This is a genomic window from Cobetia marina (assembly GCF_001720485.1).
Classification (GTDB): Bacteria; Pseudomonadota; Gammaproteobacteria; order Pseudomonadales; family Halomonadaceae; genus Cobetia; species Cobetia marina.
The window spans coordinates 3,289,290-3,314,025 of sequence record NZ_CP017114.1 but is presented as its reverse complement, the minus strand read 5'-3'; the positions used below and the strand labels follow the sequence as shown (position 1 = coordinate 3,314,025).

Annotated in this window: 23 protein-coding genes and 1 other RNA gene; 18 read left to right on the top strand and 6 right to left on the bottom strand. The window is 62.9% G+C overall.

From position 1 onward, the window contains the following. Window position 1: 1 nt before the first annotated feature. Window positions 2-1,306, top strand: a complete 1,305-nt coding sequence (hisD, locus tag BFX80_RS13970; RefSeq protein ID WP_077371622.1) for a histidinol dehydrogenase — start codon at window positions 2-4, stop codon at window positions 1,304-1,306. A 142-nt stretch (window positions 1,307-1,448) separates the two neighbouring features. Here hisD and BFX80_RS13965 read toward each other — a convergent pair whose 3' ends face one another. Beyond that, window positions 1,449-2,768: a S1C family serine protease gene (locus BFX80_RS13965; RefSeq protein WP_084209221.1), complete on the bottom strand. Its 1,320-nt coding sequence runs from the start codon at window positions 2,766-2,768 to the stop codon at window positions 1,449-1,451. 252 nt (window positions 2,769-3,020) lie between these two features. Here BFX80_RS13965 and BFX80_RS13960 point away from each other — a divergent pair, with 252 nt between their 5' ends. Continuing rightward, the gene (locus BFX80_RS13960; protein WP_084209220.1) at window positions 3,021-3,797 is read left to right on the top strand and encodes a Nif3-like dinuclear metal center hexameric protein; all 777 of its coding nucleotides are present in this window, start codon (window positions 3,021-3,023) and stop codon (window positions 3,795-3,797) included. Window positions 3,798-3,919: 122 nt separating this feature from the next. On the opposite strand, the gene BFX80_RS13955 is transcribed toward BFX80_RS13960, so the two are convergent. Continuing rightward, on the bottom strand, window positions 3,920-4,372 hold the full coding sequence (locus BFX80_RS13955; protein WP_077371632.1) for a YhcB family protein: 453 nt from the start codon (window positions 4,370-4,372) through the stop codon (window positions 3,920-3,922). Between the two features lie 433 nt (window positions 4,373-4,805). Here BFX80_RS13955 and zapE point away from each other — a divergent pair, with 433 nt between their 5' ends. The 8 genes from zapE to BFX80_RS13915 all read left to right on the top strand — a co-directional run bounded on the left by zapE (window position 4,806) and on the right by BFX80_RS13915 (window position 11,596). Then, window positions 4,806-5,963 (top strand): cell division protein ZapE, encoded by a 1,158-nt coding sequence (gene zapE, locus BFX80_RS13950; RefSeq protein WP_084209219.1) that lies wholly within the window; start codon window positions 4,806-4,808, stop codon window positions 5,961-5,963. 251 nt (window positions 5,964-6,214) lie between these two features. Continuing rightward, window positions 6,215-6,643, top strand: coding sequence for a 50S ribosomal protein L13 (gene rplM, locus BFX80_RS13945; RefSeq protein WP_065392477.1), 429 nt, complete (start codon window positions 6,215-6,217; stop codon window positions 6,641-6,643). Between the two features lie 13 nt (window positions 6,644-6,656). Next, on the top strand, window positions 6,657-7,046 hold the full coding sequence (gene rpsI / locus BFX80_RS13940) for a 30S ribosomal protein S9 (protein WP_043332522.1): 390 nt from the start codon (window positions 6,657-6,659) through the stop codon (window positions 7,044-7,046). 241 nt (window positions 7,047-7,287) lie between these two features. Then, window positions 7,288-7,884, top strand: a complete 597-nt coding sequence (gene petA, locus BFX80_RS13935; protein WP_077371638.1) for a ubiquinol-cytochrome c reductase iron-sulfur subunit — start codon at window positions 7,288-7,290, stop codon at window positions 7,882-7,884. After that, entirely contained in the window at window positions 7,884-9,146 is a 1,263-nt protein-coding gene (locus BFX80_RS13930; RefSeq protein WP_084209218.1) for a cytochrome b, read from the top strand. The genes petA and BFX80_RS13930 overlap by 1 nt, the downstream gene beginning before the upstream one ends. Continuing rightward, window positions 9,143-9,952 carry a cytochrome c1 gene (locus BFX80_RS13925; RefSeq protein WP_084209217.1) on the top strand — a complete coding sequence of 270 codons (810 nt, stop codon included), beginning with the start codon at window positions 9,143-9,145 and terminating at the stop codon, window positions 9,950-9,952. The genes BFX80_RS13930 and BFX80_RS13925 overlap by 4 nt, the downstream gene beginning before the upstream one ends. Window positions 9,953-10,167: 215 nt before the next feature. Beyond that, entirely contained in the window at window positions 10,168-10,794 is a 627-nt protein-coding gene (gene sspA, locus BFX80_RS13920; RefSeq protein WP_077371647.1) for a stringent starvation protein SspA, read from the top strand. Window positions 10,795-10,993: 199 nt separating this feature from the next. Next, entirely contained in the window at window positions 10,994-11,596 is a 603-nt protein-coding gene (locus BFX80_RS13915; protein WP_084209216.1) for a ClpXP protease specificity-enhancing factor, read from the top strand. 107 nt (window positions 11,597-11,703) lie between these two features. Here BFX80_RS13915 and BFX80_RS13910 read toward each other — a convergent pair whose 3' ends face one another. The 4 genes from BFX80_RS13910 to BFX80_RS13895 are packed head-to-tail and all read right to left on the bottom strand — an operon-like array spanning window position 11,704 to window position 15,231. Continuing rightward, window positions 11,704-12,282: a BON domain-containing protein gene (locus BFX80_RS13910; RefSeq protein WP_077371653.1), complete on the bottom strand. Its 579-nt coding sequence runs from the start codon at window positions 12,280-12,282 to the stop codon at window positions 11,704-11,706. 38 nt (window positions 12,283-12,320) lie between these two features. Then, the gene (locus tag BFX80_RS13905; protein WP_043332512.1) at window positions 12,321-12,914 is read right to left on the bottom strand and encodes a phosphoheptose isomerase; all 594 of its coding nucleotides are present in this window, start codon (window positions 12,912-12,914) and stop codon (window positions 12,321-12,323) included. A 21-nt stretch (window positions 12,915-12,935) separates the two neighbouring features. Beyond that, the gene (locus tag BFX80_RS13900; RefSeq protein WP_077371656.1) at window positions 12,936-13,328 is read right to left on the bottom strand and encodes a YraN family protein; all 393 of its coding nucleotides are present in this window, start codon (window positions 13,326-13,328) and stop codon (window positions 12,936-12,938) included. A 1-nt stretch (window position 13,329) separates the two neighbouring features. Continuing rightward, window positions 13,330-15,231 (bottom strand): penicillin-binding protein activator, encoded by a 1,902-nt coding sequence (locus BFX80_RS13895; protein ID WP_084209215.1) that lies wholly within the window; start codon window positions 15,229-15,231, stop codon window positions 13,330-13,332. 201 nt (window positions 15,232-15,432) lie between these two features. Between BFX80_RS13895 and rsmI the strand changes: the two genes are divergently transcribed. The 8 genes from rsmI (at window position 15,433) to mraY (ending at window position 24,731) form a co-directional block, all read left to right on the top strand. Continuing rightward, on the top strand, window positions 15,433-16,305 hold the full coding sequence (gene rsmI / locus BFX80_RS13890) for a 16S rRNA (cytidine(1402)-2'-O)-methyltransferase (protein WP_084209214.1): 873 nt from the start codon (window positions 15,433-15,435) through the stop codon (window positions 16,303-16,305). A gap of 116 nt (window positions 16,306-16,421) precedes the next feature. Further along, an RNA gene (gene rnpB / locus BFX80_RS13885) (RNase P RNA component class A) lies at window positions 16,422-16,774 on the top strand. A gap of 305 nt (window positions 16,775-17,079) precedes the next feature. Further along, on the top strand, window positions 17,080-18,030 hold the full coding sequence (gene rsmH / locus BFX80_RS13880) for a 16S rRNA (cytosine(1402)-N(4))-methyltransferase RsmH (protein WP_077371665.1): 951 nt from the start codon (window positions 17,080-17,082) through the stop codon (window positions 18,028-18,030). A 327-nt stretch (window positions 18,031-18,357) separates the two neighbouring features. Then, the gene (ftsL, locus tag BFX80_RS13875; protein WP_077371668.1) at window positions 18,358-18,681 is read left to right on the top strand and encodes a cell division protein FtsL; all 324 of its coding nucleotides are present in this window, start codon (window positions 18,358-18,360) and stop codon (window positions 18,679-18,681) included. Window positions 18,682-18,821: 140 nt separating this feature from the next. Then, a complete protein-coding gene (locus BFX80_RS13870) occupies window positions 18,822-20,483 on the top strand; it encodes a peptidoglycan D,D-transpeptidase FtsI family protein (protein ID WP_077371671.1) in 1,662 nt (553 codons plus the stop codon). Window positions 20,484-20,688: 205 nt separating this feature from the next. Next, on the top strand, window positions 20,689-22,203 hold the full coding sequence (locus BFX80_RS13865) for a UDP-N-acetylmuramoyl-L-alanyl-D-glutamate--2,6-diaminopimelate ligase (protein WP_157109527.1): 1,515 nt from the start codon (window positions 20,689-20,691) through the stop codon (window positions 22,201-22,203). Beyond that, window positions 22,200-23,639: a UDP-N-acetylmuramoyl-tripeptide--D-alanyl-D-alanine ligase gene (locus tag BFX80_RS13860; RefSeq protein WP_084209212.1), complete on the top strand. Its 1,440-nt coding sequence runs from the start codon at window positions 22,200-22,202 to the stop codon at window positions 23,637-23,639. The genes BFX80_RS13865 and BFX80_RS13860 overlap by 4 nt, the downstream gene beginning before the upstream one ends. 9 nt (window positions 23,640-23,648) lie before the next feature. Then, the gene (gene mraY / locus BFX80_RS13855; RefSeq protein WP_077371680.1) at window positions 23,649-24,731 is read left to right on the top strand and encodes a phospho-N-acetylmuramoyl-pentapeptide-transferase; all 1,083 of its coding nucleotides are present in this window, start codon (window positions 23,649-23,651) and stop codon (window positions 24,729-24,731) included. The last annotated feature ends 5 nt before the right edge of the window (window positions 24,732-24,736 follow it).

The following is a 24,736-nucleotide window of genomic DNA, read 5'->3' as shown; positions in this document are numbered from 1 at the left end:
CATGGATACCCTGATCAACCGGCTCGATAGCCGCGATACCGATTTCACTGCCCGCCTGGATGCATTGCTGGCCTGGGAGGGGGTGTCCGATGCCGAGGTACAGCATCGTGTCACCGACATCCTTTCGCGCGTCAAGCAGGAAGGCGATGCCGCGCTGGTGGAGTTTTCCAATCGCTTCGACCGTCTGAGTGTCTCCAGCATGTCGGAGCTGGTGATCGACGCCGAACGTCTGGCAAAGGCCTACGCCGATCTGCCGGCGGATCAGCGCGAGGCACTGGCGGTCGCGGCGGAGCGTGTGCGCGTTTATCACGAGCATCAGAAGCCGGAAAGCTGGTCCTTCAAGGATGAGCATGGCAGCTTGCTGGGGCAGAAGGTCACGCCGCTGGATCGCGCTGGCATCTATGTCCCGGGAGGCAAGGCCGCCTATCCCTCTTCCGTGCTGATGAATGCGATCCCCGCGCATGTCGCCGGTGTACGCGAGATCATCATGGTCGTGCCGACCCCCGATGGCGTGGTCAATGAACTGGTGCTGGCCGCGGCTCACCTGGCGGGTATCGATCGGGTCTTCACCATCGGCGGCGCCCAGGCCGTCGCGGCACTGGCCTATGGCACCGAGACGGTGCCGCGCGTCGACAAGATCGTCGGTCCCGGCAACATCTATGTGGCCACTGCCAAGCGGGCGGTATTCGGTCAGGTCGGCATCGACATGATCGCCGGACCGTCCGAGATTCTGGTGGTCAGCGATGGCGTGACCGATCCGGACTGGCTGGCGATGGACCTGTTCTCGCAGGCCGAGCATGACGAGGATGCCCAGGCGATCCTGATCAGCTGGGATGATGAGCACCTCGCTGCGGTCGAGGCGTCAATCGAACGTCTCGCGCCGACCATGGAGCGTGCCGAGATCATCAAGACCTCGCTGCGCGAGCGTGGCGCCCTGATTCGCGTCAGCGGGCCGGAGCAGGCGCTGGAACTGACCAACCGTATCGCGCCGGAGCACCTGGAGCTGTCGGTGGCGGATCCGGAAGCGTGGGTCGAAGGTGTCCGCCATGCGGGCGCCATCTTCATGGGCTCCCACACCTCCGAGGCACTGGGCGATTACTGTGCCGGCCCGAATCACGTGCTGCCGACGTCCGGTACCGCGCGCTTCTCCTCGCCGCTGGGAGTCTATGACTTCCAGAAGCGCTCCTCGTTGATCCAGTGCTCGGCCGAAGGTGCCTCCATCCTCGGGCGTACCGCATCGGTGCTGGCGCGGGGTGAGTCGCTGACCGCTCACGCCCGTAGTGCCGAGAATCGCATCATCGAGTGAGCATGGTGAAGTTCATGAGCATGGTGTAGTTCATGAGCATGAAAAAGCCCGCCACGGTTTCCGTGGCGGGCTTTTCTGGTTCTGGTTCTGGTTCTGGCTCTGGTTCTTGCGTGAAAGCCGTTTGCCAGTCCGGCGGCCATTGTCAGCCGGGGGATGAGACGCCCGGAGCTGCGGCGGCAGGAGAGGGCGTGCTGTCGGGAATCGGCCGCTCACCGACCTTGACGCTGACCTCCATGGGCTTGCCATCCCGCAACAGATTGAGTTGCAGGGTGTCGCCCGGCTTGACCGCGGCGATGTCGGCCATGGCAAGGCGTGCATCGATCAGGCGCTTGCCGGCGACTGCCGTCAGGATGTCACCGGGACGCAGGCCGGCCTGCGCCGCGGGGCCATCCCGCAGCACGGCGGCGACCACCACGCCTTGCGGAGCGCTCAAGCCGAAGGAGTGCGCCAGCGACGGCGTCAGCTCCTGGACTTCCAGGCCCAGCCAGCCGCGAATCACCCGGCCGTGATCGACCAGTGATTCGAGGATGTCACGTGCCAGGTTGGCGGGGATGGCGAAACCGATGCCCTGCGAGCCACCGGAGCGGGAGTAGATGGCAGTATTGATGCCGACCAGTGAGCCATCGGTATTGATCAACGCTCCACCGGAGTTGCCGGGATTGATCGCGGCATCGGTCTGGATGAAGTCCTCGTAGGCATTCAGGCCAAGATGGTTGCGTCCGGTGGCCGAGATGATGCCCATGGTGACGGTCTGACCGACTCCGAAGGGGTTGCCGATGGCCAGCGAGACATCCCCGACGTGGACCTGGGTCGAGTCGGCGATCGCCACCGTCGGCAGATCTTCAAGATCGATCTTCAGCGCCGCGAGATCGGACTCGGGGTCGACCCCGACCACCTTGGCCAGTGTCTCGCGGCCATCACGCAGGGCGACCTGTATCTGATCCGCGCCCTGAATGACATGGTTGTTGGTCAGGATATAGCCGTCGCTCGAGAGAATGACGCCGGAGCCCAGGCTCGACAGCATGCGCTGGCTGCGCAAGGCATTTTCCCCGTAGAACTGGTTGAAGAAGGGGTCGGACATCAGCGGGTGCTTGCTGTCGTCCTCGATCTTGCGCGAGGAGTAGATGTTGACGACGGCGGGGGCGGCGGCGTCCACGGCGGTCTGGTAGCTGGCCGGCCCGCTGTTGCGCTGCAGTGGCGGCGCTTCGCGCAGTACCGGATTGGCGGATTCCTCGCGCTGCTCGGCGGAGAGGGTCAAGGCGGGAGATGGCAGCACCTGCTGATCTCGAGAGACGATCGCGCCGCCCTGTTGGCCGCCCTGTTGGCCAACCTCGGGCGCCGGCTCGGAATGTCCAAGTTCAGGGAAGCGATCCAGCACCACGATGGCAAGCAATACCCCGGTGACCACTGGCCAGAGAAGGGGGAGCAATGAACTGCGAAGGGGGCGTCGCGTCTGAGGCATCAGGAGTCCTGGTGAATGATCCGTGGTCCTGCCGGGCCGTCAGCTTTCCTGAGGGCAACCGCCGTGGGGCGGTCGCCATCCGCAGGGTTGCTGCTGGCAGGCGGAGGGTGAAGAGGAAGATTGATGACGTGCTCAAGACGTGTCACCCATGTCTCGGTACCCGGCGAAGCTGCCATGCGCTTACATGGTGAGGCTGCGCCGTTACAATGGCAGCCAGTGTAACACTCGATGAATCTGACTGCTGGAGGCTCAATGGCTGATCGTGACGTGCTGGTCGAGGCGCTGGATGGCTGTCTGGAGGCGCAGGCCTTCAAGGATTACACCGTCAATGGACTTCAGGTCGAGGGGCGGCGCGAGGTCCGCAGAGTGCTGACGGGCGTTACCGCCAATCAGGCGCTGCTGGATGAAGCCGTGGCATGGCAGGCGGATATGGTGCTGGTGCATCACGGCTATTTCTGGAAGAACGAACCCGCTCGGATCACGGGCATGAAGCGCCGTCGCCTCAAGACACTGCTGGCGAACGACATCAATCTGGCGGCGTATCACCTGCCGCTGGATGCCCATCCGACGCTGGGCAACAATGTCCAGCTGGCCGAGCGCCTGGGGTTGGTCAGTGAAGGATGCCTGGATGGCGTCCCCGGGCGTGGACTGGTGCATGTCGGGCGTCTCGCAGATGAGCTTGCGGCAGGCGGTGAGCTGGACAGTGCCGCGTTGGGGGCCGAGTTCAGTCGTCGTCTGGGGCGAGAGGTGCTCGTGATCGCCGGGCATGATCGGCCGATCAAGCGCATTGCCTGGTGCACGGGAGGGGCGCAGGACTATATCGGTCTGGCCATCGAGGCGGGAGTCGATGCCTTCCTGTCCGGTGAGATCTCGGAGCGGACCACGCACAGTGCGCGCGAAGAGGGGGTGACCTACCTGGCGGCAGGGCATCATGCGACCGAGCGCGATGGGGTTCGGGCGCTGGGCGAGTGGCTGGCGGCCGAGCATGGCGTCGAGCATCGCTTCGTGGATATCGACAACCCTGCTTGAGTCAGCTCATGGTCGCCCTGTGACGGCCTGAGTGATCCTTGCCAACGACAACGGCCACCCCTGGAAGGTGGCCGTTGTCGTGTCCAATGGCCGTGAGGGAACTCACGGCAGGCGGAGGTTGCTCAGATGCGCGGCGGGTTGGCGCTCTGCGCTTCGCCTTCCGCGGGTTGTGGCTTGAGACCGAAATCCTCTGACAGCGTGCCGCGATTGTCGGCATAGTCACGTGGCAGGTCGACCTTCTCGCCCATGTCTTCTTCAAGCGTGGTGTCAGTATCCAGCAGGCGGCGCTTGAGCTGGCTGTCATCGCACAGTGAAGAGGCACCGCTGGCCAGGTGCTGGCGCAGCTCGTTGCCGGCACGTTGGATCTGATCCGTCAGATCACTGGCCTTGGAGAAATGATCATTCAGGGCGTCACGGAACTGGGTCAGTTCCAGCTCACGCTCCGCCAGCTTCTGGCGGGTCTTCTGATTGCGGGCCACGTTGGCATTCAGGAGGTGGTAGCACAAGGCGCCGATACCGATGCCAGCCAGAAAACAGGCGATGGCCAGGATCCAGTCAATATTGCTCTCGTTCACGTCGCTCTCCTTGTGTCACGACTGCGGTGATCTTCACCGCCGGGGCAGGCCATCACGATGATGTGCTGCCAATGTCCAGACTCTTGCAGTGTGTCCAGCGACGCTGGCCATGAGGCAAAGAGTGCCTGTATTTCAAAAGCGTACGCACTCCATTATATCGATGGGTTGGCGCGTCACGTCAATTCGTCATGAGAGAGACCTTGGTCGCCCCGAAGCAAGGGCGCCATTCGCCATCGAGGCGCGTCATGGCACTGAAGGGCCTGGGAAGCAGGACTTCCCGTCGGGTGTGGTGGGTAAAGTTGCACTCAGGGCGTATAATGCCGCGCAATTTCGTTCTTGCCTGATTGTCAGCCATGCTGGCGCAGGCGTGACCTCGTTTCACTTCGCGCCAGATGCAGCCCAGTGCTGAATCTGGCCTGCACCGGGTTTCTCCATGCCAGCACCTACGCCCCTCGAGAAGTACCAGGCAGACCTCAAGCGTGATGACTTTGCCTACGATGCCGCCCAGGAAGATGCCGTTCGTCACCTGCAGCGCCTTTATGACGATCTGGTGCGTACTCCGCGCCAGACGCCTGACAAGGTCGAAGATGTCACGGGCAATGGCGGGCTTGGCTCCAAGGTGCGTCGATTGTTCGGCAAGCCGTCGCGGCCGGCCGCCGTCGACAGGACCCCGGACATCATGGGGCTGTATTTCTGGGGTGGCGTGGGGCGCGGCAAGACCTATCTCGTCGATACCTTCTACGAGAGCCTGCCCTTCGCGGACAAGATGCGGACGCACTTCCACCGCTTCATGCAGCGCGTCCACAACGAGCTTGGCCATTACAAGGGCGAGAAGAACCCGCTGACGCTGGTGGCGGCCAAGTTTGCCGTGGAAGCGCGCGTGATCTGCTTTGACGAATTCTTCGTCAAGGACATCACCGATGCCATGATTCTCGCCACCCTGTTCGAGGAGTTGTTCAAGCAGGGCGTGGTACTGGTCGCGACCTCCAACATCGTGCCGGATGATCTCTACAAGGATGGCCTGCAGCGTGCGCGCTTCCTGCCGGCTATCGACCTGGTCAAGCGCCATTGCACCGTGGTCAATGTGGATTCGGGTATCGATTATCGCCTGCGCGCTCTGGAGCATGCCGAGCTGTTCCACAGTCCGCTGGGTGACGAGAGCGGTGCCAGACTGGCGCGTGAGTTCCGCTCCATTGCCGGAGCCGAAGGTCATGCCGATGAAGGCTTGAGCATCAATCACCGCGTGCTGCATGCCTTGCGTCGCCACGAGGATGTGGTGTGGTTCCATTTCGATGAGCTGTGCGATGGCCCGCGCAGCCAGAATGACTACATCGAGCTTGCGCGCGAGTTCCACACCGTGCTGGTGTCGGAGGTGCCGCAGATGGGGCGTGACAGCGATGATCAGGTGCGCCGCTTCATCAATATGGTCGATGAGTTCTATGACCGTGGCGTCAAGCTGCTGATGAGTGCCGAGACACCGGTCGAGAAGCTCTACACCGGCGGCAACCTCGACTTCGAATTCGAGCGCACCCTGTCACGCCTGCAGGAAATGCAGTCGCGTGAATACCTGGCGCTGCCTCACAAGCCATGAGGCGATGTCGGAAGACGAAATAGCCTTTGTGGTGCGGGCGTCTGGCATGTACAATACGCGCTCGCTCGAATTGTTGTCCGGTCCACGAGTCGTCCTGGGTCAATCACCCTTGATGGGCGTGGGCAGTCTGGAGTCGAGTCGGCGGTGACCGCGCAAGCGGCCTGCCACTGACTGCCAGGCGTCGGACAACCAAGAAAAATAGGGATTGGTCGCGCACTCAAGTGCAAGACCCGACTATAGGTGATTCATCCATGAAGACGTTTACTGCCAAGCCGCAGTCCGTCCAGCGTGACTGGTTCGTCGTCGACGCAGCCGGCAAGACGCTGGGCCGTATGGCTACCGAAATTGCTCGTCGCCTGCGCGGCAAGCATAAAGCCGAGTACACTCCGCACGTTGACACTGGCGACTACATCGTCGTCATCAACGCCGAGAAAGTCGCTGTGACTGGTCGCAAGGCAGAAGCCAAGACCTACTACCGTCACACCGGTTACCCGGGCGGCCTGCGCTCCATGAACTTCAACCAGATGATCGAGCACAAGCCTGAGCGCGTGATCGAGCTGGCGGTGAAGGGCATGCTGCCGAAGGGCCCGCTGGGTCGTGCCATGCAGTCCAAGCTGAAAGTCTATGCTGGCGCCGAGCATCCGCACGCTGCGCAGCAGCCGCAAGAACTGAACATCTGAGGGAAGCATCGCCATGACACAGCAGCACTACGGTACCGGGCGCCGCAAGACTTCTACCGCGCGCGTCTTCCTGAAGCCGGGCACCGGCAAAATCACCGTCAACCAGCGTGACCTGAACGACTACTTCGGTCGTGTGACAGGTCGCATGGTTGTTCGCCAGCCGCTCGAGCTGACCGAAACTACCGAACAGTTCGACGTCTACGTCACTGTCGCCGGTGGTGGTGGTTCCGCTCAAGCTGGCGCCATCCGTCACGGCATCACTCGTGCCCTGATGGCTTACAACGAGGACTTCCGTCCGGCACTGCGTGCCGCCGGCTACGTCACTCGTGATGCTCGTGAAGTCGAGCGTAAGAAAGTCGGCCTGCGCAAGGCCCGTCGTCGTCCGCAGTTCTCCAAGCGTTAAGAGAACAGGCGTCGACCACAAGAACGTCCAGTACCCGAAAGGGTGCTGGGCGTTTTTTTTGCGATCTTGATAGGGGCGTCAAGCGCATGGTGCGAGCGCAATTGAAGAAAGCCGCTTCTGGTAAAGTGATTTTCTTGAGTTGTGAGCGGTGGGTTCTTGCCCTTTAATACAGTCAAGCGTCAAGTGCCCGGCAAGGGAATGGTCTGGCAGCATGCGGTGGTGTTCGGGAGACAATAACAATATGGCTAATCGAGGTGTGAATCGAGGGCGGCGCCGCTTCCTCGTCAGTGCGACCAGTGTCGTGGGGGCGATAGGCGCCGTTGGCATCGCGACGCCCTTTCTGGCTTCCTGGCAGCCGAGCGCACGGGCAAGAGCGGCAGGTGCACCTGTCACGGCGGATATCTCGCGCCTGGCACCGGGTCAGCAGATGACCATCGAGTGGCGCGGCAAGCCGGTATGGGTGGTGCGTCGCACCCCCGAGATGATTGATGACATCCGGGCCATCCCGCACGCCGAGTTGCAGGACCCCGAATCACGCCGTCCCCAGCAGCCAGCCTATGTGGATGCTGTCCTGCGCTCCATCAAGCCCGAGTACGTGGTACTGGTGGGAATCTGCACCCATCTGGGCTGCTCGCCGGGTTATCGACCCGAGATGGGTGCCGCGGATCTTGGCGCTGACTGGCCGGGTGGCTATCTGTGTGCCTGTCATGGCTCGAAATTCGATCTCGCGGGTCGCGTGTTCACCGGAGTGCCGGCGCCCTCGAATCTCGAGGTGCCGCCGCATCATTATGAAAGCGAGCAGGTGCTGGTGATCGGCGTCGATGAGGAGGCTGTGTGATGGGGAATCCAGAACGTGCCAAGGCGTCGCGAGGCATCATGCGCTGGATCGATGATCGCTTTCCGGCCACCCAGATGCTGCAGGACCATCTGACAGGCTACTACGCGCCCAGAAACTTCAATTTCTTCTATTTCTTCGGCTCGCTGGCGCTGCTGGTGCTGGTCAATCAGATCATTACCGGTATCTGGTTGACCATGAGCTATACCCCGACCGCCGAAGGGGCCTTTGCCTCGATCGAATACATCATGCGCGATGTGGAATATGGCTGGCTGATCCGTTACATGCATTCCACGGGGGCGTCCGCATTCTTCGTCGTCATCTATCTGCACATGTTCCGGGGGCTTATCTACGGCTCATACCGAGCGCCGCGTGAGCTGGTGTGGATCTTCGGCATGTGCATCTATCTGGCGTTGATGGCCGAGGCCTTCATGGGGTATCTGCTGCCCTGGGGGCAGATGTCCTACTGGGGGGCGCAGGTGATCATCTCGCTGTTCACGGCGATCCCGGTCATCGGAGCGGATCTGGCGCAGATGATCCGTGGCGACTACCTGGTGTCCGGCATTACCTTGAATCGCTTCTTTGCCCTGCATGTCATCGCCTTGCCACTGGTCATCGTCGGGCTGGTGGTGCTGCATCTGGTGGCGCTGCATGAGGTGGGGTCGAACAATCCGGATGGCATCGAGATCAAGGACAGGAAGGATGAGGCGGGCCAGCCGTTGGATGGCATTCCGTTCCATCCCTACTACACGGTGAAGGACCTGGTGGGTGTCGGTGTGTTCCTGTTCGTGTTCTGTGCCGTGATCTTCTACTTCCCGGAAGGGGGCGGCTACTTCCTCGAGACGCCCAATTTCGAACCGGCCAACTCGTTGAAGACACCTGAGCATATTGCCCCTGTCTGGTATTTCACGCCGTTCTACGCGATGTTGCGGGCCGTGAACTATCCCTTGTTCGGGGTCGATGCCAAGTTCTGGGGCGTGGTGGTGATGGGGTTGGCGATCGCCATCCTGTTCGTGTTGCCATGGCTTGATCGTTCTCCTGTGCGCTCCATCCGTTACAAGGGCTGGCTATCGCGTATCGCGATACTCGTGTTCGTGGTCAGCTTCGTGACCTTGGGGGTGCTTGGCGTGATGCCGCCGACGTTCGAGCGCACGATCATCGCGCAGATCGCGACGGTGGCGTACTTCGCCTTCTTCATACTGATGCCGCTGTATACGCGATTCGAGAAGACGCGAGCGGTGCCGGACAGGGTGATAGGCCGATGAGCGGGCAAAAGGGTGGGTCAAGGGACTGGCTGAAGCATGTACTGGCTGCAGGCGTGGTGGTGGCCGGCCTGCTGGGGGCGGGAGCTGTCAGCGCGGCAGGGGGCGAGGCAGTGCGTGAGTCGATGCAGCCGGATCTGCATGACAAGCCCTCGTTGCAGCGCGGCATGCAGCTCTACACCAATTATTGCCTCGGCTGTCACAGCCTGCAGTATCAGCGCTATTCGCGTGCCGCAGAGGACCTGGAGATGCCCGAGGATCTGGTCGAGCGATATCTGATTTTCTCGCCAGAACTCAAGATCAATGACACCATGCGCATCGGGATGAAGACTGAGGACGCCGCGAGCTGGTTCGGTACGCCGCCACCGGATCTGTCTCTCGAGGCGCGTCTGCGCGGGACGGACTGGATCTACTCCTACCTGAAGAGCTTCTATCGCGATCCCGAGCGCCCCTGGGGTGTCAACAATGCTGTCTATCCGCTGGTGGCGATGCCCAATGTGCTGGAGACATTGCAGGGCGTTCAGGAAAAGGTCTGCGCCCAGAGCGACCTGGTGCCTCCGGGAGCGGAGCTGAACCCGGCAACGGGGCACTATGACTCCTGCGACGTGCTGGAGATCACCTCGCCGGGCAGCATGACAGCAGAGGAATTCGACCAGGCCGTGTGGGATCTGACCAACTTTCTGGCCTATGTGGGCGAACCATCGCGACTCAAGGCTGAGAGCATGGCCCCCAAGGTGTTAATATTCATCCTGATCTTTACTCTGCTGGCATATCTTCTCAAGAAGGAATACTGGCGCGACATTCATTGATGGCTCCCGGAGTGGCGCTCATTGATAATGGCGTGCAGGCAGTGACGGGCGCACGGCTGATCGGTCGTGCGCCCGCTTGCGTCGCTTGCGGGTGACGCAAGGTTGACCCTCTGGGCGCGTCACGCAGTTGATGAGGCGCCCAGAGGAAACTTATTCCCGTTCGTCAGGCCAAAAGCTGACGCGGGCATGGCTCGAACAGATGCGAGGACAGTTTCATGGGTGTTGTGGCCAAGCGTTCATCGATGACCTTCTACTCCGGTGGTGACGACCACTTCAGCCACCGTGTACGGATCGTGCTGGCCGAGAAGGGTGTAGCAGTCGATGTCATTGATGTAGATGATGACAACCGTCCGGCCGAGCTGGCTGATCTGAACCCGTACAACAGTGTGCCGACGTTGCTGGACCGTGACCTGGTCCTCTACGAGTCCAAGGTGATGATGGAGTACCTGGACGAGCGCTTCCCGCATCCGCCGCTGTTGCCGGTGTATCCGGTGGCGCGCGCCCAGAGCCGTCTGTGGATGCACCGCATCGAGCGCGAGTGGGTGCCGATGATGGAAACCATCCAGAACGGCACCAAGAAGGAAGCCGACAAGGCACGCAAGGAATTGCGCGAGAGCCTGATCGGAATCGCGCCGATCTTCGATGACATGCCGTTCTTCATGAGCGACGAGTTCTCTCTGGTCGACACGTGCATCGCCCCGATTCTGTGGCGTCTGCCGACATTGAACATCGAGCTGCCGGAGAAGCAGGTCAAGCCGCTGCTGAACTACATGGAGCGTCTGTTCGATCGTGATGCCTTCAAGGCGTCTCTCTCCGAGGCAGAGCGCGAGATGCGTATCTGATTCGCTTGAGCAATCCCGAAAGGGGTGCTTGAGTCGCTGGAACCCACCCCGGGGTGGGTTCCGGGCTCGGATCATGAGGCGGGGAGGGGCCGAGGTCAGGTGTCTCGACCGTCACGTGGTGTCAGTGCCCGCAAGTTGTAGCTCGGCGTCGCAGGACGTCGGTCATCGTGACATCCATTGCAGTTCAAGAGGTTCTCTCATGCTTTCCAGTCGCCCTTATCTGGCACGTGCGCTCTACGAGTGGCTGCTGGATAACGACAATACGCCGTACATCGTGGTGGATGCCGAGCAGGATGGCGTTCAGGTGCCGCGTCAACACGTGCAGAATGGCCAGATCGTTCTGAACATCGCGCCGGGTGCCGTGCGTGATCTGCTCATCGCCAATGAGGGTGTCAGCTTCAATGCCCGTTTCGGTGGTCAGCCGATGCACGTCAGCGTGCCGACACCGGCGCTGGTGGCGCTGTACTCTCGCGAGAATGGCGTTGGCATGGTGTTCGGGCATGAGCCTGTCATGCCGGGTGCGGATGACCTGGCCTTCGGTGAGGCAGCCTCGGATGAGGCGACCTCCGGTGAGGAGGCTCAGGCGCCTTCACGTCCGGCTCTGGCCAGTGTCGGTGGTGCCAGCAGCGCTGCTGATGATGAGCAGGGTGAGGAGGCGTCACGGGGTGATGCGGCGGCCGATGAGGTCGCGAGTGCCGAGGAGCAGGAGGGCGGCAGCATCTCCTCCTCCGATGAGGAAGGCGGCGATGATCAGCCGAAGCCTCCCCGCAAGGGGCGTCCGTCGCTGCGAGTCATCAAGTAAGCGGACACTCCTCTTCAGTCCTCTTGGGCTGATAACGACGACGCCCCACAGGCCAGGCCTGTGGGGCGTCGTCGTTTTCACCCATACGTCAGGGAGTGCGGTCTACGTCAATCAAGATACTCGAAGACCTTGGCGATACGCTGGATGCCACCGACTTCCGAGACCTTGCTGACGATCTGGTCGGCCTCCGAGCGGGTCACGATGCCCATCAGGTAGACGCTGGCATTCTCGGTCAGCACCATGATGCGCCCGGAATCGATGTTGGCATCGGCCGCGAGAGTCGCCTTGACGCGGGTGGTCAGCCAGGTGTCCTGGACGCGCTGGCTGGTAGGCGCATTGGCGCTGACTTCCAGGGCGTTGTGTACCTGGCGTACGCGACGGACATCCTTGGCGACTTCCGCGGCGCGTTGCTTGAGCTCGTCGCTGGGCACTTGCCCGGTCAGCAGGACCATGCCGTTGTAGGCATTCACGTTGACATGGGCGTCATTGAAGCGCGCATCGATCTTGCCGAGATTGACTTCGATCTTGGTCTCGATGCTCTCGTCTTCCACTTGAGCGCCCAGAGTGCGATCACCGTAGTCCTCGTCAATGGGACCACTGTGAGTCAGGTCGGCCACGGTGGTACAGCCCGCAAGGGATAGAAAGCCGGCGGTGGCCATGAGGGAAAGCAGGTACTTTGGCGTCATGCCGTAATCTCCTGGTGAGCGCCGTGTGTCGCAAGGCGTTATTCGTTGCTGCCGAACAGCTGGTGATCGATCAGATCACACAGGCAATGAATGGCCAGCAGATGGACTTCTTGAATGCGCGCGGTGGAGGTCGCCGGTACGCGGATCTCGCAATCTTCGCTGCCCAGCAGGGAAGCCATGTCGCCACCGTCACGACCGGTCAGTGCCACCACGCGCATGTCGCGGTCATGGGCCGCCTGGATGGCCTGTACCACGTTGGCGGAGTTGCCGCTGGTGGAAATGGCCAGCAGGATGTCGCCGGGCTGGCCCAGGGCGCGAATCTGCTTGGAGAACACCTCGTTGTAGCTGTAATCGTTGGCAATGGACGTCAACGTCGAGGTGTCGGTGGTCAGGGCGATGGCCGGCAGGCTCGGGCGTTCACGCTCGAAGCGATTGAGCAGCTCTGACGAGAAGTGCTGGCTGTCACCGGCGCTGCCGCCGTTGCCGCAGGCCAGAATCTTGCCGTCATTGACCAGGCTCTGGACCATCATCTGACTCGCCGCTTCGATGAAGGGCGGCAGCACTTCACTGGCGTATGTCTTGGTGTCGATGCTGGCGTTGAAGTGGCCGAGAATACGAGATTGGAAATCCATGATGGCTCTTGGTCGTTGGCTTCAGAACGCTTCGAATGCGTGGCGTATCCAGTGAATGGCGAGAGGGGGAGGGCCCTCCACGCCGACCACGTCGAAGCGGCAGGAACATGATAGCCCGTGATGGGCCAGATAAAAACGCGCGGCCTTGATCAGCCGGCGTTGCTTGGTGGCGGTCACGCTTTCCAGTGCGCTGCCGAACCGGGAGCTGGCGCGGTAACGCACTTCGATGAACACCAGGGTGTCACCATCACGCATGATCAAGTCGATCTCGCCGCCCTTGGCATGCGAATTGCGCGTGACAGGCACGAGACCTCTGGCTGACAGCCATTTCTCGACCTCGGCTTCGATCACGGCGCCGCGCGCTCTCGCGCGACGCTGTGGTGGCTCCTGCCCGGTCGTTCCAGGGCGCGCCATGTCAGGGCGTGTAGGCTTCGACGGTGCGGCTGCTGGCGCCTTTCAGCGGCGGGCGTGGTACGCCGCCTCTGAACTCCGCCCACGGCAGCGTGCGTTCGATGCGTCCATCATGACGCGGGAATAGACTGCCGGTCGCTCCGAAGAGTTCCCCGCCGGCACCGGCCAGCATCAGCGGAACGCGCTGTGCCAGGCGATAGGCATCGACGCCCATGGCATTGAGCTTGAGCATGCGCGGAGAGGCATCCGACAGGGCGCGATAGGTATCGGCTTCCGGCAGAGTGGCCTTGCCGCCGGAGGAGGCCTGCGGCACTTCCCAAGGGATGTCGACGAAATTGACGCCATTGAGGTCGCCATCCTGAGCGGGCTGGGGGGAGCCTTCATAAAGGTGTGAGGTGCCGTAGATCGGCAGGTTGCCCGCGTAGTAGAAGTCCAGCATCGGCGGCACCTGACGAGCGTAGCTTGGCAGCGCCAGCAGGAAGATCATGTCGATGTTGCCGGAGTGGGCGCGGCCATACTTGCTGCCGGATTTCTTGGCGGATTTCATGCGCGCCTGATCCTGGCTGGAGACGGAAAGCAGATCCTTGACCGCTTCACTGACCGGGCCCTTGGGGTTGTAGCGCTCGATGGAAACGATGTCGCCACCTTCCTGCTCGAAGCGATCACGGAAGGCGCTGTAGACGCGCTGACCCCAGGCATTGTCGGGAATCATGGCCGCGGCACCACGATGGCCGTCAAGTGAGGCGCGCAGTGCGACCTGGCGCGCTTCGTCTTCGGCGGACAGGCCGTACTGGAAGAGGTTGTCGGCCTGATTGCGCTCATGGGTGCCGTAATTGAGGGCCAGGGTCGGCAGCGGCAGGCTGTTCTGGGTCTCGAGCTGGCTGACCAGCTGCTTGTCCAGCGGGCCGAGCACGACCTGAGCTCCCTCCATGGTCGCGCGGGCATACAATGTCTTGAGATCGGCGCTTGAGGTATCGAAGAAGCTCAGCTGCGGCGTGGCTTCGGCATTGTCGATGGCGCTGCGATGGCGTGCCTCGATGCCCTCACGAATTGCCTGCGCGATACGCTTGAGTGGGCCGGACTGCGGAAGGAAGACCGCGATCTTGCGGACTTCCTGGCCGGAGAGCTCGCGCAGATCGAGGATGCCCTGCGGCATCTGGCGTGCGGCCGGATGCTGCGGATTGGCATCCGCCCAGTCGTTGATGGCGGAAAACATCTGGTCGATGTTGCCGCCGAAGCGCCGCTGCAGACGCAGCAGGTCCGTCCAGCCGCTGGCAATGGCGTTGGCGCTGGCCAGCTCGCCAAGCTGGCTGGGAGACAGGCGCGTGAGCTGTTCCCACAGGGTGTCATTGATGCTGAGGTCATCAGTGTCCGCCTGCAGGGCAATCAGCGTCTGGGCACTGGCCAGAGGTTCGCCGACCATGCCGAGCGCCAGGCCGCGACGCTTGCGCAGCGTGCGCTGATCGCCGCTGGACATCGTGATGTCGTCTTCCAGCACGGACGTGGCGAGTATCGTGTTCCAGCCATCCTGCTGCTCGAGGGCGATGCGCGACAGCAACAGGGCCCATTGCACGCGTTGCTGGGGTTCCAGACTCGCGGGGTCGATGTCCGAGGTGATGGTGATCGCCTGCGCGTTGTCGCCGCTGCGTGCTAGGATATCGGCGGCCTGCAGTCGGGTGCCGGCGGCCTGTTGGCCCTGTTGTTGCTCCGCTTGAGCCAGCAGCGCGTCCGCCCCCGGTCCGCTGGGACGGGAGGACTGCCCGGCACACCCGGCCAGCAGCAGTGCCGCGATGGCCATGCCGGCCAGTCCGCGCAGGCTGGTGCGCGGGAGGCGCAAGCTCTTGTGCCGAATGGTTGACGCAGTGCGCAGCACGTTGTCAGGCGCACGATTCCATGTCTGGCCCATGTACGACGGTCCCTTGGCTGATGGGCGAGGAGGCCGTGGCCCGCGTCGCCGCTGCTGTAATGACGGATGAATACTGCAATGACGAATGAGACGGGTCTCGGAGTGGCTGCTCGTGCGGGCATGTCTGCCGCAGGTGGTCAGGCCACTCGGCTGTCTCTGACGTCCATATCTACCACTGAGTTCAACGAGTCGAAGCATTGAATGTCTGAGTCTTCTGAAGGCGTATTGTACGTGGTCGCCACGCCGATTGGTAACCTCGATGACCTCAGCCCACGTGCCGCGCGGGTGCTGGGCGAAGTGGATCTGATCGCGGCTGAGGACACCCGCCACAGTGCCCGTCTGCTGCGCCATCTGGGGCTGGAAGTCCCCATGATGTCACTGCATGACCATAATGAGCGCGGGCGGGTCGATCAGCTGTGCGAGGCCCTGGAGGCGGGGCGGCGTGTCGCGCTGGTCTCCGACGCCGGGACGCCGCTGATCTCCGATCCCGGCTTCATCGTGGTGCGGGCGCTGCGGGAGCGCGGATTCAAGGTAGTCCCGCTTCCCGGCCCCTGCGCGTTGATTACCGCGCTCAGCGCTGCTGGCCTGCCGACGGATCGCTTCACCTTCGAGGGGTTTCTCGCTCACAAGGGTGGGCCACGTCAGGCGCGCCTCACGGCACTGCGTGAGGATAGCGCGACGCATGTGCTTTATGAGTCGCCTCACCGTATCCAGGCGTTGTTGAAGGATATCCACGACGTTCTCGGGGCGCGCCGAGTCGTGTTGGCACGTGAGCTGACCAAGACCTTCGAGACCTTCCTGGACGGGACGGCTGCTGAGCTGCTGGCGATGATGGAGGCGGATGGCGATCAGACGCGCGGTGAATTCGTGGTCATGATCGAAGGGGCTCCGGCACGTGAGGGCGACGAGGCTGCCAGCGTCGAGGGTGATGCGCTTCTCAAGGTGCTGTGGGAAGAGGGGGTCGGCGTCAAGCAGATGGCGGCGATCGCCGCTCGTCTGGTCGGCGGGCGCAAGAAGGCCTGGTATGCCAAGGCACAAGCCCTGAAGGATGCGGCGGAACCACGAGAAGCGTAAGCGAGAGGTGTTTTCCAAGTGCTTGGCGTATCTGGCTTTTCGGCGTTCCTCCGGGCCAGGTGCACTGCAGCGCCAGCTTGTGGAAACGATGTGACACTGATAGTCTTGCGCGCTTGGGAGATGGCCAGACAGTCGCCGCCAGCGTGAGCTGGGGGAGGAAAGTCCGGGCTCCATAGGGCAAGGTGCCAGATAACGTCTGGGCGGCGTGAGCCGACGGCAAGTGCAGCAGAGAGAAGACCGCCTACGTCAGCTTCGGCTGGCCGGTAAGGGTGAAAGGGTGCGGTAAGAGCGCACCGCGCGTCTGGTAACAGTTCGCGGCGAGGTAAACCCCACCTGGAGCAAGACCAAATAGGCCCCCTATGCTGCTGCCCGCAGTGGGGGCGGGTTGGTTGCTTGAGCCCTGAAGTGATTCAGGGCCTAGATGAATGACTGTCCACGACAAGACCCGGCTTATCGGCCGTCTCCCGCCTAATATTTAAGATGTCAGCCCTGTGATGCGAAACGCGCAGTTCAGGGCTGACATGTGACACCGCATGACCGGCGCCGTCCGCTCCGTGCTCCGTGGCTGGCCATTTGCAATGGCGGCGGACATGAAGTCGTGACCGGCGCCGGTTGTCGATTGTGCCATCGATAATCATGCGAATGTCTCTGCTTTCCTGCGGTCTACCGCCAGACGACTGGCGTCCGCCTTTACTGCCCGCAACGCGTGCCAAGGTCCCGAATTTCGTCATGTCCAAGCCCAGCGCTCCCTCCGTTCCCGAATCAGCCGCTGCCATGTCAGCCGCCGAATCCGAAGCTGCGGATCGCTTCGCGCATGTCAGTGTCATGCTCGATGGCGCGGTGGATGGGCTGATTCAGGACGTCTCCGGTGTCTATTTCGACGGTACTTTCGGGCGCGGCGGTCACTCACGCCTGATCCTGTCGCGTCTCGATGACGGTGGACGTCTGATCGCCTGTGATCGCGACCCCCAGGCATTGGCGGAAGCCGCCACCATCGAGGATTCCCGTTTTTCCATTCACGCCGGTGAATTTGCCCGCCTGGGCGAATATGCCGAGCGGGAAGGCGTGCATGGTCAGCTCGATGGCATTCTGCTGGATATCGGCGTGTCCTCGCCGCAGCTGGATGATGCCGAGCGTGGCTTCAGCTTCATGAATGATGGTCCGCTGGACATGCGCATGGACCCCACCAGTGGCGAGAGTGCCGCTGAGTGGTTGTCACGTGCCAGTGCCGAGGACATGGCGTGGGTCTTCAAGACCTACGGTGAGGAGCGCTATGCCAAGCGTCTTGCACGTGCGGTGGTCGAGCGTCGCGCCGAGCGTCCCATCACGCGGACCGGTGACTTCGCCAGCCTGATCAAGGACGCGCATCCCAACTGGGAGAAGCACAAGCACCCGGCGACGCGTGTCTTCCAGGCGATCCGCATCCATGTCAACGGCGAGCTGGATGAGTTGACCCGCGCGCTGGATGCTGGCCTGGAAGCCCTGAAACCGGGGGGAAGGCTGGTGGTGATCAGCTTCCATTCGCTGGAAGACCGTATCGTCAAACGCTTCATGCGCGACAAGGCGCGTGGCGATCAGGCGCCGCGTGGCATGCCCATTCGCGAAGATCAACTCAACAAGCGCCTCAAGCTGGTCGGCAAGGCTCAGAAGGCCTCCGAAAGCGAGGTGCAGGCGAACGTACGCTCACGCAGCGCCGTGATGCGCATCGCCGAGAAGCTGAAATAACGCCCGGTTCGTGGCGTGTATCGTGGTCATCCCAGCGCCTGCCTTTTGGCAGGCGCGCTCGCAAGGGGACGTAGTGTTGTGCGACATGTGTGTCGGTGCCTCGCAACGCTTAACGACCAACGCCACAAGCTGACATAATGCGCCGGTCGTCGCCTGATGGTACCGCTGGTCATCACGAGTGATGTGTGGCCGGCATGTTGCGGCGATGAACAGGACAAGCCGTCAGCCATCGGGTGTTGCATGCCTGACATGCATGGATTGACGGGTCGTCCCGCAGGGATAAATCGTGGTGCAGATCACCGCGTTCAGAGTGATAAGGGAGTCAGCATGGCGGGACGCAAGCAGCAGGGCAGCTGGAGAGGGAACTGGCCGATCAGGTTCCAGATGCGTTGGCGTCATCTGTGCTTCGTGGTGCTGATGATCTGCCTGCTGGGATCCGCCGCTGCTGTCGTCGTAAGCTCCCATCTCTCGCGCGGCCAATACGCGCAACTCCAGAAGCTCGAGGCGGCGCGTGATGATGCGCGTGCTCGCTGGGGGCGCCTGCTGCTTGAGGAAAGTGCCTGGTCCGCCCCTGCGCGTATCGAGAGCATCAGTACCGAGCGTCTCGAGATGCGCGTACCGGATGTCCACGATGTCGAGGTCATTCGCTGATGGCCACACGTCGACCTCCTTCCTCGGACCCCAAGGCCCCTCGCTCCCGCGGCGCACGCACTGCGCCACCCGGCGCGGCCAGTCGCGGCAAGACGGCGGGTTCTGCCGCCGCCGGGGCGCGCAAGAGTGCGCGTGGGCCCATGGGGTCCGCCCGCTATCGCATCATGCTGGGTATCGTGTTCGCAGGGCTCCTGGCCCTGGTGGGGCGTATCGGCTATTTGCAGCTCTTCGATCAGCAGTTCCTTCAGGATCAAGGGGATGCGCGCACCCTGCGCGTCGACAGCATCAACGCGCACCGTGGCATGATCACCGATCGCAGTGGCGAGCCGCTGGCCATCTCGACGCCGGTCATCACGCTGTGGGCGGACCCGCGTCTGGTGCCGGATGATCCGGTGCGCCTGTCACTGCTGGCACGCGCGCTCGGCCAGCAGCCTGACGACCTGATCCGCCGTGTGCGCCAATATCGTGATGCCGGCAAGGGCTTCATGTACATCAAGCGTCAGATGACCCCTCCTCAGGCACAACCCGCCATCGACCTGGATGTTCCGGGTGTCCACCACAAGCAGGAATACAAGCGTTACTACCCCTCGGGCGAGGTCTCCGCACAGCTGGTCGGCGTGACCAATGTCGATGACAAGGGCCAGGAGGGGCTTGAGCTTGCCTACAATTCCTACCTCTCCGGTACGCCGGGCAAGCGTCGCGTGCTCAAGGACCGCAAGGGACGCCTGGTGCGTGACCTGCATCTGATCAGCGAAGCCAAGCCTGGTGGTGATTTGACCCTCTCCATCGACCTGCGTCTTCAGTACATGGCCTACCGTGAGCTGAAGGCCGCCGTGGCCGAGCACCGTGCCGACGGTGGCACCCTGGTGATGATGGACGCTCGCACGGGAGAAGTGCTGGCGATGGTCAATCAGAAGTCCTACAACCCCAACAATCGTGCGGGGCTTGACCCTGCCGGTCTGCGCAACCGTGCGATCACCGATGCCTTCGAGCCGGGCTCGGTCATGAAGCCTCTGGCGATGAGTGCAGGTCTGGCCTCCGGCAAGTATCAGCCGGACTCGGTGATCGACACTACGCCGGGTTACATGCGGGTCGACCGCTTCACGATTCGCGATTTCCGCAATTACGGCAAGCTCGACATGGCCGGCATTCTCTATCACTCCTCCAACATCGGCATGAGCCGCATGGCGCTGAGCCTCGAGGATGACGCGGTATGGAATCGCTATTATGAGCTGGGTCTGGGGCAGGCGCCGGGTACCGGCTTCCCGGGCGAGACGACGGGCGTTCTGCCGGCCCCGACCAACTGGTCGCGCAGCAAGCGGGCCTCCATGTCCTACGGGTACGGGATCAGTGTCTCGGCCTTGCAGCTGGCCAGCGCCTATACCGCGCTGGCCAATGATGGTCGCCGGCTGGCGCCGTCGCTGCTCAAGGTGAATACCCCGCCGGTGGGGGATCAGATCATCTCGCCCGAGAATTCCCATGCCCTGCTCGGGATGATGGAGAAGATCGTCCAGCCCAATGGTCCCGCCAAGCGTGCCGTGGTCGAGGGCTACCGTATCGCGGGCAAGACGGGTACGGTGCGTAAGGTGACCTCCGGTGGCTATCAGAAGACGGCCTATCGCTCCTTGTTCGCCGGCATTGCGCCGGTGTCCGACCCGCGCATCGTGACCGTGGTGATGATCGAGAATCCCAAGGGCGAGGAATACTACGGGGGCCTAGTCGCGGCGCCGGTGTTCGGTCGCGTGGTCGGCAAGGCGCTGCGTCTTCTGGATGTGCCACCTGACAGCGCCGTCGGCGAGTGAGCGGTGACATCTGCCGCCATGCATGCCGGAGACGGCGCGTGACATCCATTTCTTTCGTGTAGCGAATACGTCCCAGCTTCAGCAACAAGGAAGGTCTTCCAGCATGACTTCATCGCAAGATCTGGCCGAGCAGGCCTCGGCAGAGCCGCTGGGCGAATTTCTGGCACGGCCACTGGCGACAGCCAGCGAGCTGCTTGGCGCGCTCATGGCGCTGTGGCCCGGCGTGTTCAGCGATAGTCGCCTGACCGCACTCGTGATGGCGCAAGACGACTGGCATCTGACGATCGACAGTCGCCACGTGACGCCGGGGTCGCTGTTCATCGCGGTACCCGGTATCGGCAGCGATGGTCGCGATTACATTGCCTCCGCCCTCGAGAAGGGCGCGGCGCTGGTAGTGGCACAGCAGTCTTCCGAGGGGGAAGCCCCGCCTGAGTCTCACGCAGACGAGCGTGTCGTCTGGCTCGAGGGGCTCGGCGCGCAGCTCGGCGAGCTGGGACGACAGGCCTTTGGCGTGCCGGAGTCACTGACGCTGGTCGGCGTGACCGGCACCAACGGCAAGTCCTCCGTGACCCATTACATTGCCGAGTTTGCCGAGGCGCTCGGCATCCCCTCCGGCATGATCGGCACGCTGGGGATCGGCCGCCCTGGCGCGCTGGTCGCCGGCGAGCGCACCACGCCGGATGCACTCGCCGTCCAGGCGGCGCTCAAGGGCCTGAGCATGGCCGGTGCGGAACTGGTCGCGATGGAAGTCTCTTCCCATGCGCTGGACCAGGACCGTGTCAACGGCTGCCGCTTCACGGTGGCGGGCTATACCAATCTGTCGCGTGATCATCTGGATTACCACGGCAGCATGGCGGCATATGCCGCGGCCAAGGCCAAGCTCTTCAAGCGACCGGAACTCAAGCTTGCGGTGCTCAATGCCGATGATGCGCTGGCGCGTCTGATGCTGGCCGGCATGCAGCGCGGTGTGCGCGTGTTGGCGATGGGGCGTGACGAGGTGGCCACCCTGCGCGTGCTGGACGTCTTCCCCGAGCCGCTGGGGCAGGTGGCCGTGATCGCGACGCCTGACGGTGAGCGTGAGCTCGGCCTCAATCTGATGGGGCGCTTCAACCTCGACAATGCCCTGCTGGCGATGCTGATCCTGCATGGCCTCGGCCATTCGCTGGCGGACCTGTTCGCGGCGGCACCGCGTCTGACGCCGGTGCCGGGACGCATGCAGCGCCTGACCCGCGAGGGCGCGCCCGTGGTGGTGGTGGACTATGCCCACACCCCGGAGGCGGTCGAGACCGCGCTGACGGCACTGCGTGCCCATCTGCCGGCGCGTGATGATGCTCGGCTGTGGTGCGTGCTCGGCTGTGGCGGTGATCGCGACACCGGCAAGCGCCCGCTGATGGCGACGGCCGCCGAGCAGGGCGCCGATCGCGTCGTCATTACCGATGACAACCCGCGCAGTGAAGAGGCCGCTGTCATTCGTCAGCAGATGATGGATGGCATCCAGGCCCGGGAGCGCGCCCGGGAAATCGCCGGGCGCGCCGAGGCCATTGCCCAGGTCATCCGTGATGCAGGCGAACATGACGTGATTCTCATCGCCGGCAAGGGCCACGAGGATTACCAGGAAGTGGCGGGCGAGCGTCTGCCGTTCTCGGATGTCGCACATGCGGTGGCGGCGCTCGAGCGTCGTGCGCTCTCCACTCAGGAAGGTCTGGAGAGCGACGCATGAGTGCGTCAGTGCAGTCTCCTGGGCTGGAGTGCTTCGATGAGGTGGCTCAGCTGCTCTCGGCTCGGCTGCCTTCGGCGCTGGTCGGCCGGTCATTGGGGGCCATCGAGACGGATACCCGCAAGCTGTCCAGCCAGCGGTCGCCGCTTTTCGTGGCGCTGAAGGGCGAGCGTTTCGATGCCCATGACTTCCTGGCTCAGGCTCGTGACAATGGCGCGATCGCGGCGCTGGTCGAGCATCCGGTGGATGACCCGTTGCCGCAGATCGTGGTGCCTGACACGCGGCTCGCCTTCGGTCTGCTGGCGGCGGCACGTCGGCGAGCCTGGGGGCGGCCGTTGATCGCCGTGACCGGCAACAGCGGCAAGACCAGCGTCAAGGGACTGGTGCATGCCATCCTGGTACGTGATGCCGCGCGCTTCGACGCCGAGAGCCTTGCCACACAGGGCAACCTCAACAATGACTATGGTCTGCCGATGACGCTGCTGCGCCTGAACGATGCGCATCAGCATGGCGTCGTCGAGCTGGGCGCCAATCATCTCGGTGAGATCGCCTGGACCACCGCGCTGGCACGTCCACAGGTGGCGGTCATCACCAATGTCACCGGTGCTCACGTCGGGGAATTCGGTGGCATGGGGCAGATCGCCCAGGCCAAGGGCGAGATTCTTGCCGGACTCAGTCCGCTGGGGGGGCGCCGTCCGGTGGCGGTACTCAATCGTGATGATGTCTATTTCACGCTCTGGCAGGCGCTGGCAGTGACGGGGCAGGCGGTGGATATCATCGACTTCAGCGTCGCGGACCTGGCGGAGAGTTCGGCACGCCTGCAGGCACGCAAGCTAGGCGCGGATGAGCTCGGGCGTTATGCTTTCGAACTGACGTTTGACGGCCACTCGCTGGGGCGGGTCCAGCTTGCCCTGCTGGGACGGCACAATGTCGCCAATGCGTTGGCGGCAGCCGCTGCCTGTCTGGCGCTGGGCGTGGACAGCCAGCTGGTCATCGAGGGGCTCGAGAGCGCCGAGAGCGTTCCGGGTCGCCTGGGGGTCGTGGAAGGACACAATGGGGCTCGTCTGCTCGATGACAGCTACAACGCCAACCCTGGGGCCATGCTGGCCGCGCTGGAGCTGTTGGCGAGCCTTCCTGCTCCGCGCTGGTGCCTGATGGGCGCCATGGGCGAGCTGGGCGAGGACGCCGAGCGGCTGCACGCCGAGGTGGGCGCCTACGCCCGCAAGCTCGGTATCGATTTCGTTGCCACCTGTGGTGAAAAGGCCAGAGCGACTGCCGAGGCCTTCGGCGCAGGTGGCATGCATTTCAAGGAGCGGGCGGAGCTTGAAGCTTACGCCCGTACCCATCTACCCACCGGGGCCAGTGTTCTGGTCAAGGGGTCTCGTAGCGCAGGCATGGAACATGTCGTTGCCGCGCTCAAGGTCGACGCATCAAGGTGAATGTGAGTCATGCTGCTGCTGCTTGCTGAGTTTCTGGCCCAATTCAATGGCGCCTTTACGGTTTTCAATTATCTGACCCTGCGTGTGGTGCTGGCCACGCTGACGGCCTTGTTGCTGTGCCTGTGGCTCGGCCCCTGGGTCATCCGCAAGCTGGTGGATGGCCAGATCGGCCAGGCCGTGCGTGATGATGGCCCTCAGTCCCACCTGTCCAAGGCCGGTACGCCGACCATGGGCGGCGTGATGATCCTGCTGTCGATGGCCGTCTCGACCCTGCTGTGGGGCGACCTGACCAATCTGTATGTCTGGGTGGTGCTGGCGGTCACATTGGGCTTCGGTGCGGTCGGCTGGGTGGATGACTACCGCAAGGTGGTGGAGAAGAATCCCCGTGGCCTGCCGGCGCGCTGGAAGTATTTCTGGCAGTCGGTGGTGGGCATCGGGGCGGCCGTGGTGCTGTACCTGACGGCTTCCACGCCTGCCGAGACAGCACTGCTGGTGCCGTTCTTCAAGGATGTCGTCATCCCGCTGGGCATCTTCTACATGGTGCTGACCTATTTCGTGATCGTCGGCAGCTCCAATGCCGTCAATCTGACCGATGGCCTCGATGGGCTGGCGATCATGCCGACCGTGCTGGTGGCCATGGGGCTTGCGATCTTCGCCTACGCCTCGGGCAACCTGAAGTTCGCGGAGTATCTGCACATTCCGTTCATTGCCGGTTCCGGCGAGCTGGCGGTGTTCTGTGCCACCATCGCGGGCGCCGGCCTGGGTTTTCTGTGGTTCAACACCTATCCCGCCCAGGTCTTCATGGGCGATGTGGGCGCCTTGGCTCTCGGTGCGGCACTGGGCGTGGTCGCGGTCATCGTGCGTCAGGAAATCGTGCTGTTCATCATGGGGGGCGTCTTCGTGATGGAGACCGTCTCGGTCATCCTGCAGGTCGGCTCCTACAAGCTGACCGGACGACGCATCTTCCGCATGGCGCCGCTGCATCACCACTTCGAACTCAAGGGCTGGCCGGAGCCGCGCGTCATCGTGCGCTTCTGGATCATCACCGTCGTGCTGGTGCTGCTTGGCCTGGCCACACTCAAGGTTCGCTGAGGACG

Bases quoted from the DNA above. Each gene is read 5' to 3' on its own strand.
- hisD (WP_077371622.1), top strand. From the start codon at position 2: ATGGATACCCTGATCAACCGGCTCGATAGCCGCGATACCGATTTCACT.
- BFX80_RS13965 (WP_084209221.1), bottom strand. From the start codon at position 2,768: ATGCCTCAGACGCGACGCCCCCTTCGCAGTTCATTGCTCCCCCTTCTC.
- BFX80_RS13960 (WP_084209220.1), top strand. From the start codon at position 3,021: ATGGCTGATCGTGACGTGCTGGTCGAGGCGCTGGATGGCTGTCTGGAG.
- zapE (WP_084209219.1), top strand. From the start codon at position 4,806: ATGCCAGCACCTACGCCCCTCGAGAAGTACCAGGCAGACCTCAAGCGT.
- rplM (WP_065392477.1), top strand. From the start codon at position 6,215: ATGAAGACGTTTACTGCCAAGCCGCAGTCCGTCCAGCGTGACTGGTTC.
- rpsI (WP_043332522.1), top strand. From the start codon at position 6,657: ATGACACAGCAGCACTACGGTACCGGGCGCCGCAAGACTTCTACCGCG.
- petA (WP_077371638.1), top strand. From the start codon at position 7,288: ATGGCTAATCGAGGTGTGAATCGAGGGCGGCGCCGCTTCCTCGTCAGT.
- BFX80_RS13930 (WP_084209218.1), top strand. From the start codon at position 7,884: ATGGGGAATCCAGAACGTGCCAAGGCGTCGCGAGGCATCATGCGCTGG.
- BFX80_RS13925 (WP_084209217.1), top strand. From the start codon at position 9,143: ATGAGCGGGCAAAAGGGTGGGTCAAGGGACTGGCTGAAGCATGTACTG.
- sspA (WP_077371647.1), top strand. From the start codon at position 10,168: ATGGGTGTTGTGGCCAAGCGTTCATCGATGACCTTCTACTCCGGTGGT.
- BFX80_RS13915 (WP_084209216.1), top strand. From the start codon at position 10,994: ATGCTTTCCAGTCGCCCTTATCTGGCACGTGCGCTCTACGAGTGGCTG.
- BFX80_RS13910 (WP_077371653.1), bottom strand. From the start codon at position 12,282: ATGACGCCAAAGTACCTGCTTTCCCTCATGGCCACCGCCGGCTTTCTA.
- BFX80_RS13905 (WP_043332512.1), bottom strand. From the start codon at position 12,914: ATGGATTTCCAATCTCGTATTCTCGGCCACTTCAACGCCAGCATCGAC.
- BFX80_RS13900 (WP_077371656.1), bottom strand. From the start codon at position 13,328: ATGGCGCGCCCTGGAACGACCGGGCAGGAGCCACCACAGCGTCGCGCG.
- BFX80_RS13895 (WP_084209215.1), bottom strand. From the start codon at position 15,231: ATGGGCCAGACATGGAATCGTGCGCCTGACAACGTGCTGCGCACTGCG.
- rsmI (WP_084209214.1), top strand. From the start codon at position 15,433: ATGTCTGAGTCTTCTGAAGGCGTATTGTACGTGGTCGCCACGCCGATT.
- rsmH (WP_077371665.1), top strand. From the start codon at position 17,080: ATGTCAGCCGCCGAATCCGAAGCTGCGGATCGCTTCGCGCATGTCAGT.
- ftsL (WP_077371668.1), top strand. From the start codon at position 18,358: ATGGCGGGACGCAAGCAGCAGGGCAGCTGGAGAGGGAACTGGCCGATC.
- BFX80_RS13870 (WP_077371671.1), top strand. From the start codon at position 18,822: ATGGGGTCCGCCCGCTATCGCATCATGCTGGGTATCGTGTTCGCAGGG.
- BFX80_RS13865 (WP_157109527.1), top strand. From the start codon at position 20,689: ATGGCGCTGTGGCCCGGCGTGTTCAGCGATAGTCGCCTGACCGCACTC.
- BFX80_RS13860 (WP_084209212.1), top strand. From the start codon at position 22,200: ATGAGTGCGTCAGTGCAGTCTCCTGGGCTGGAGTGCTTCGATGAGGTG.
- mraY (WP_077371680.1), top strand. From the start codon at position 23,649: ATGCTGCTGCTGCTTGCTGAGTTTCTGGCCCAATTCAATGGCGCCTTT.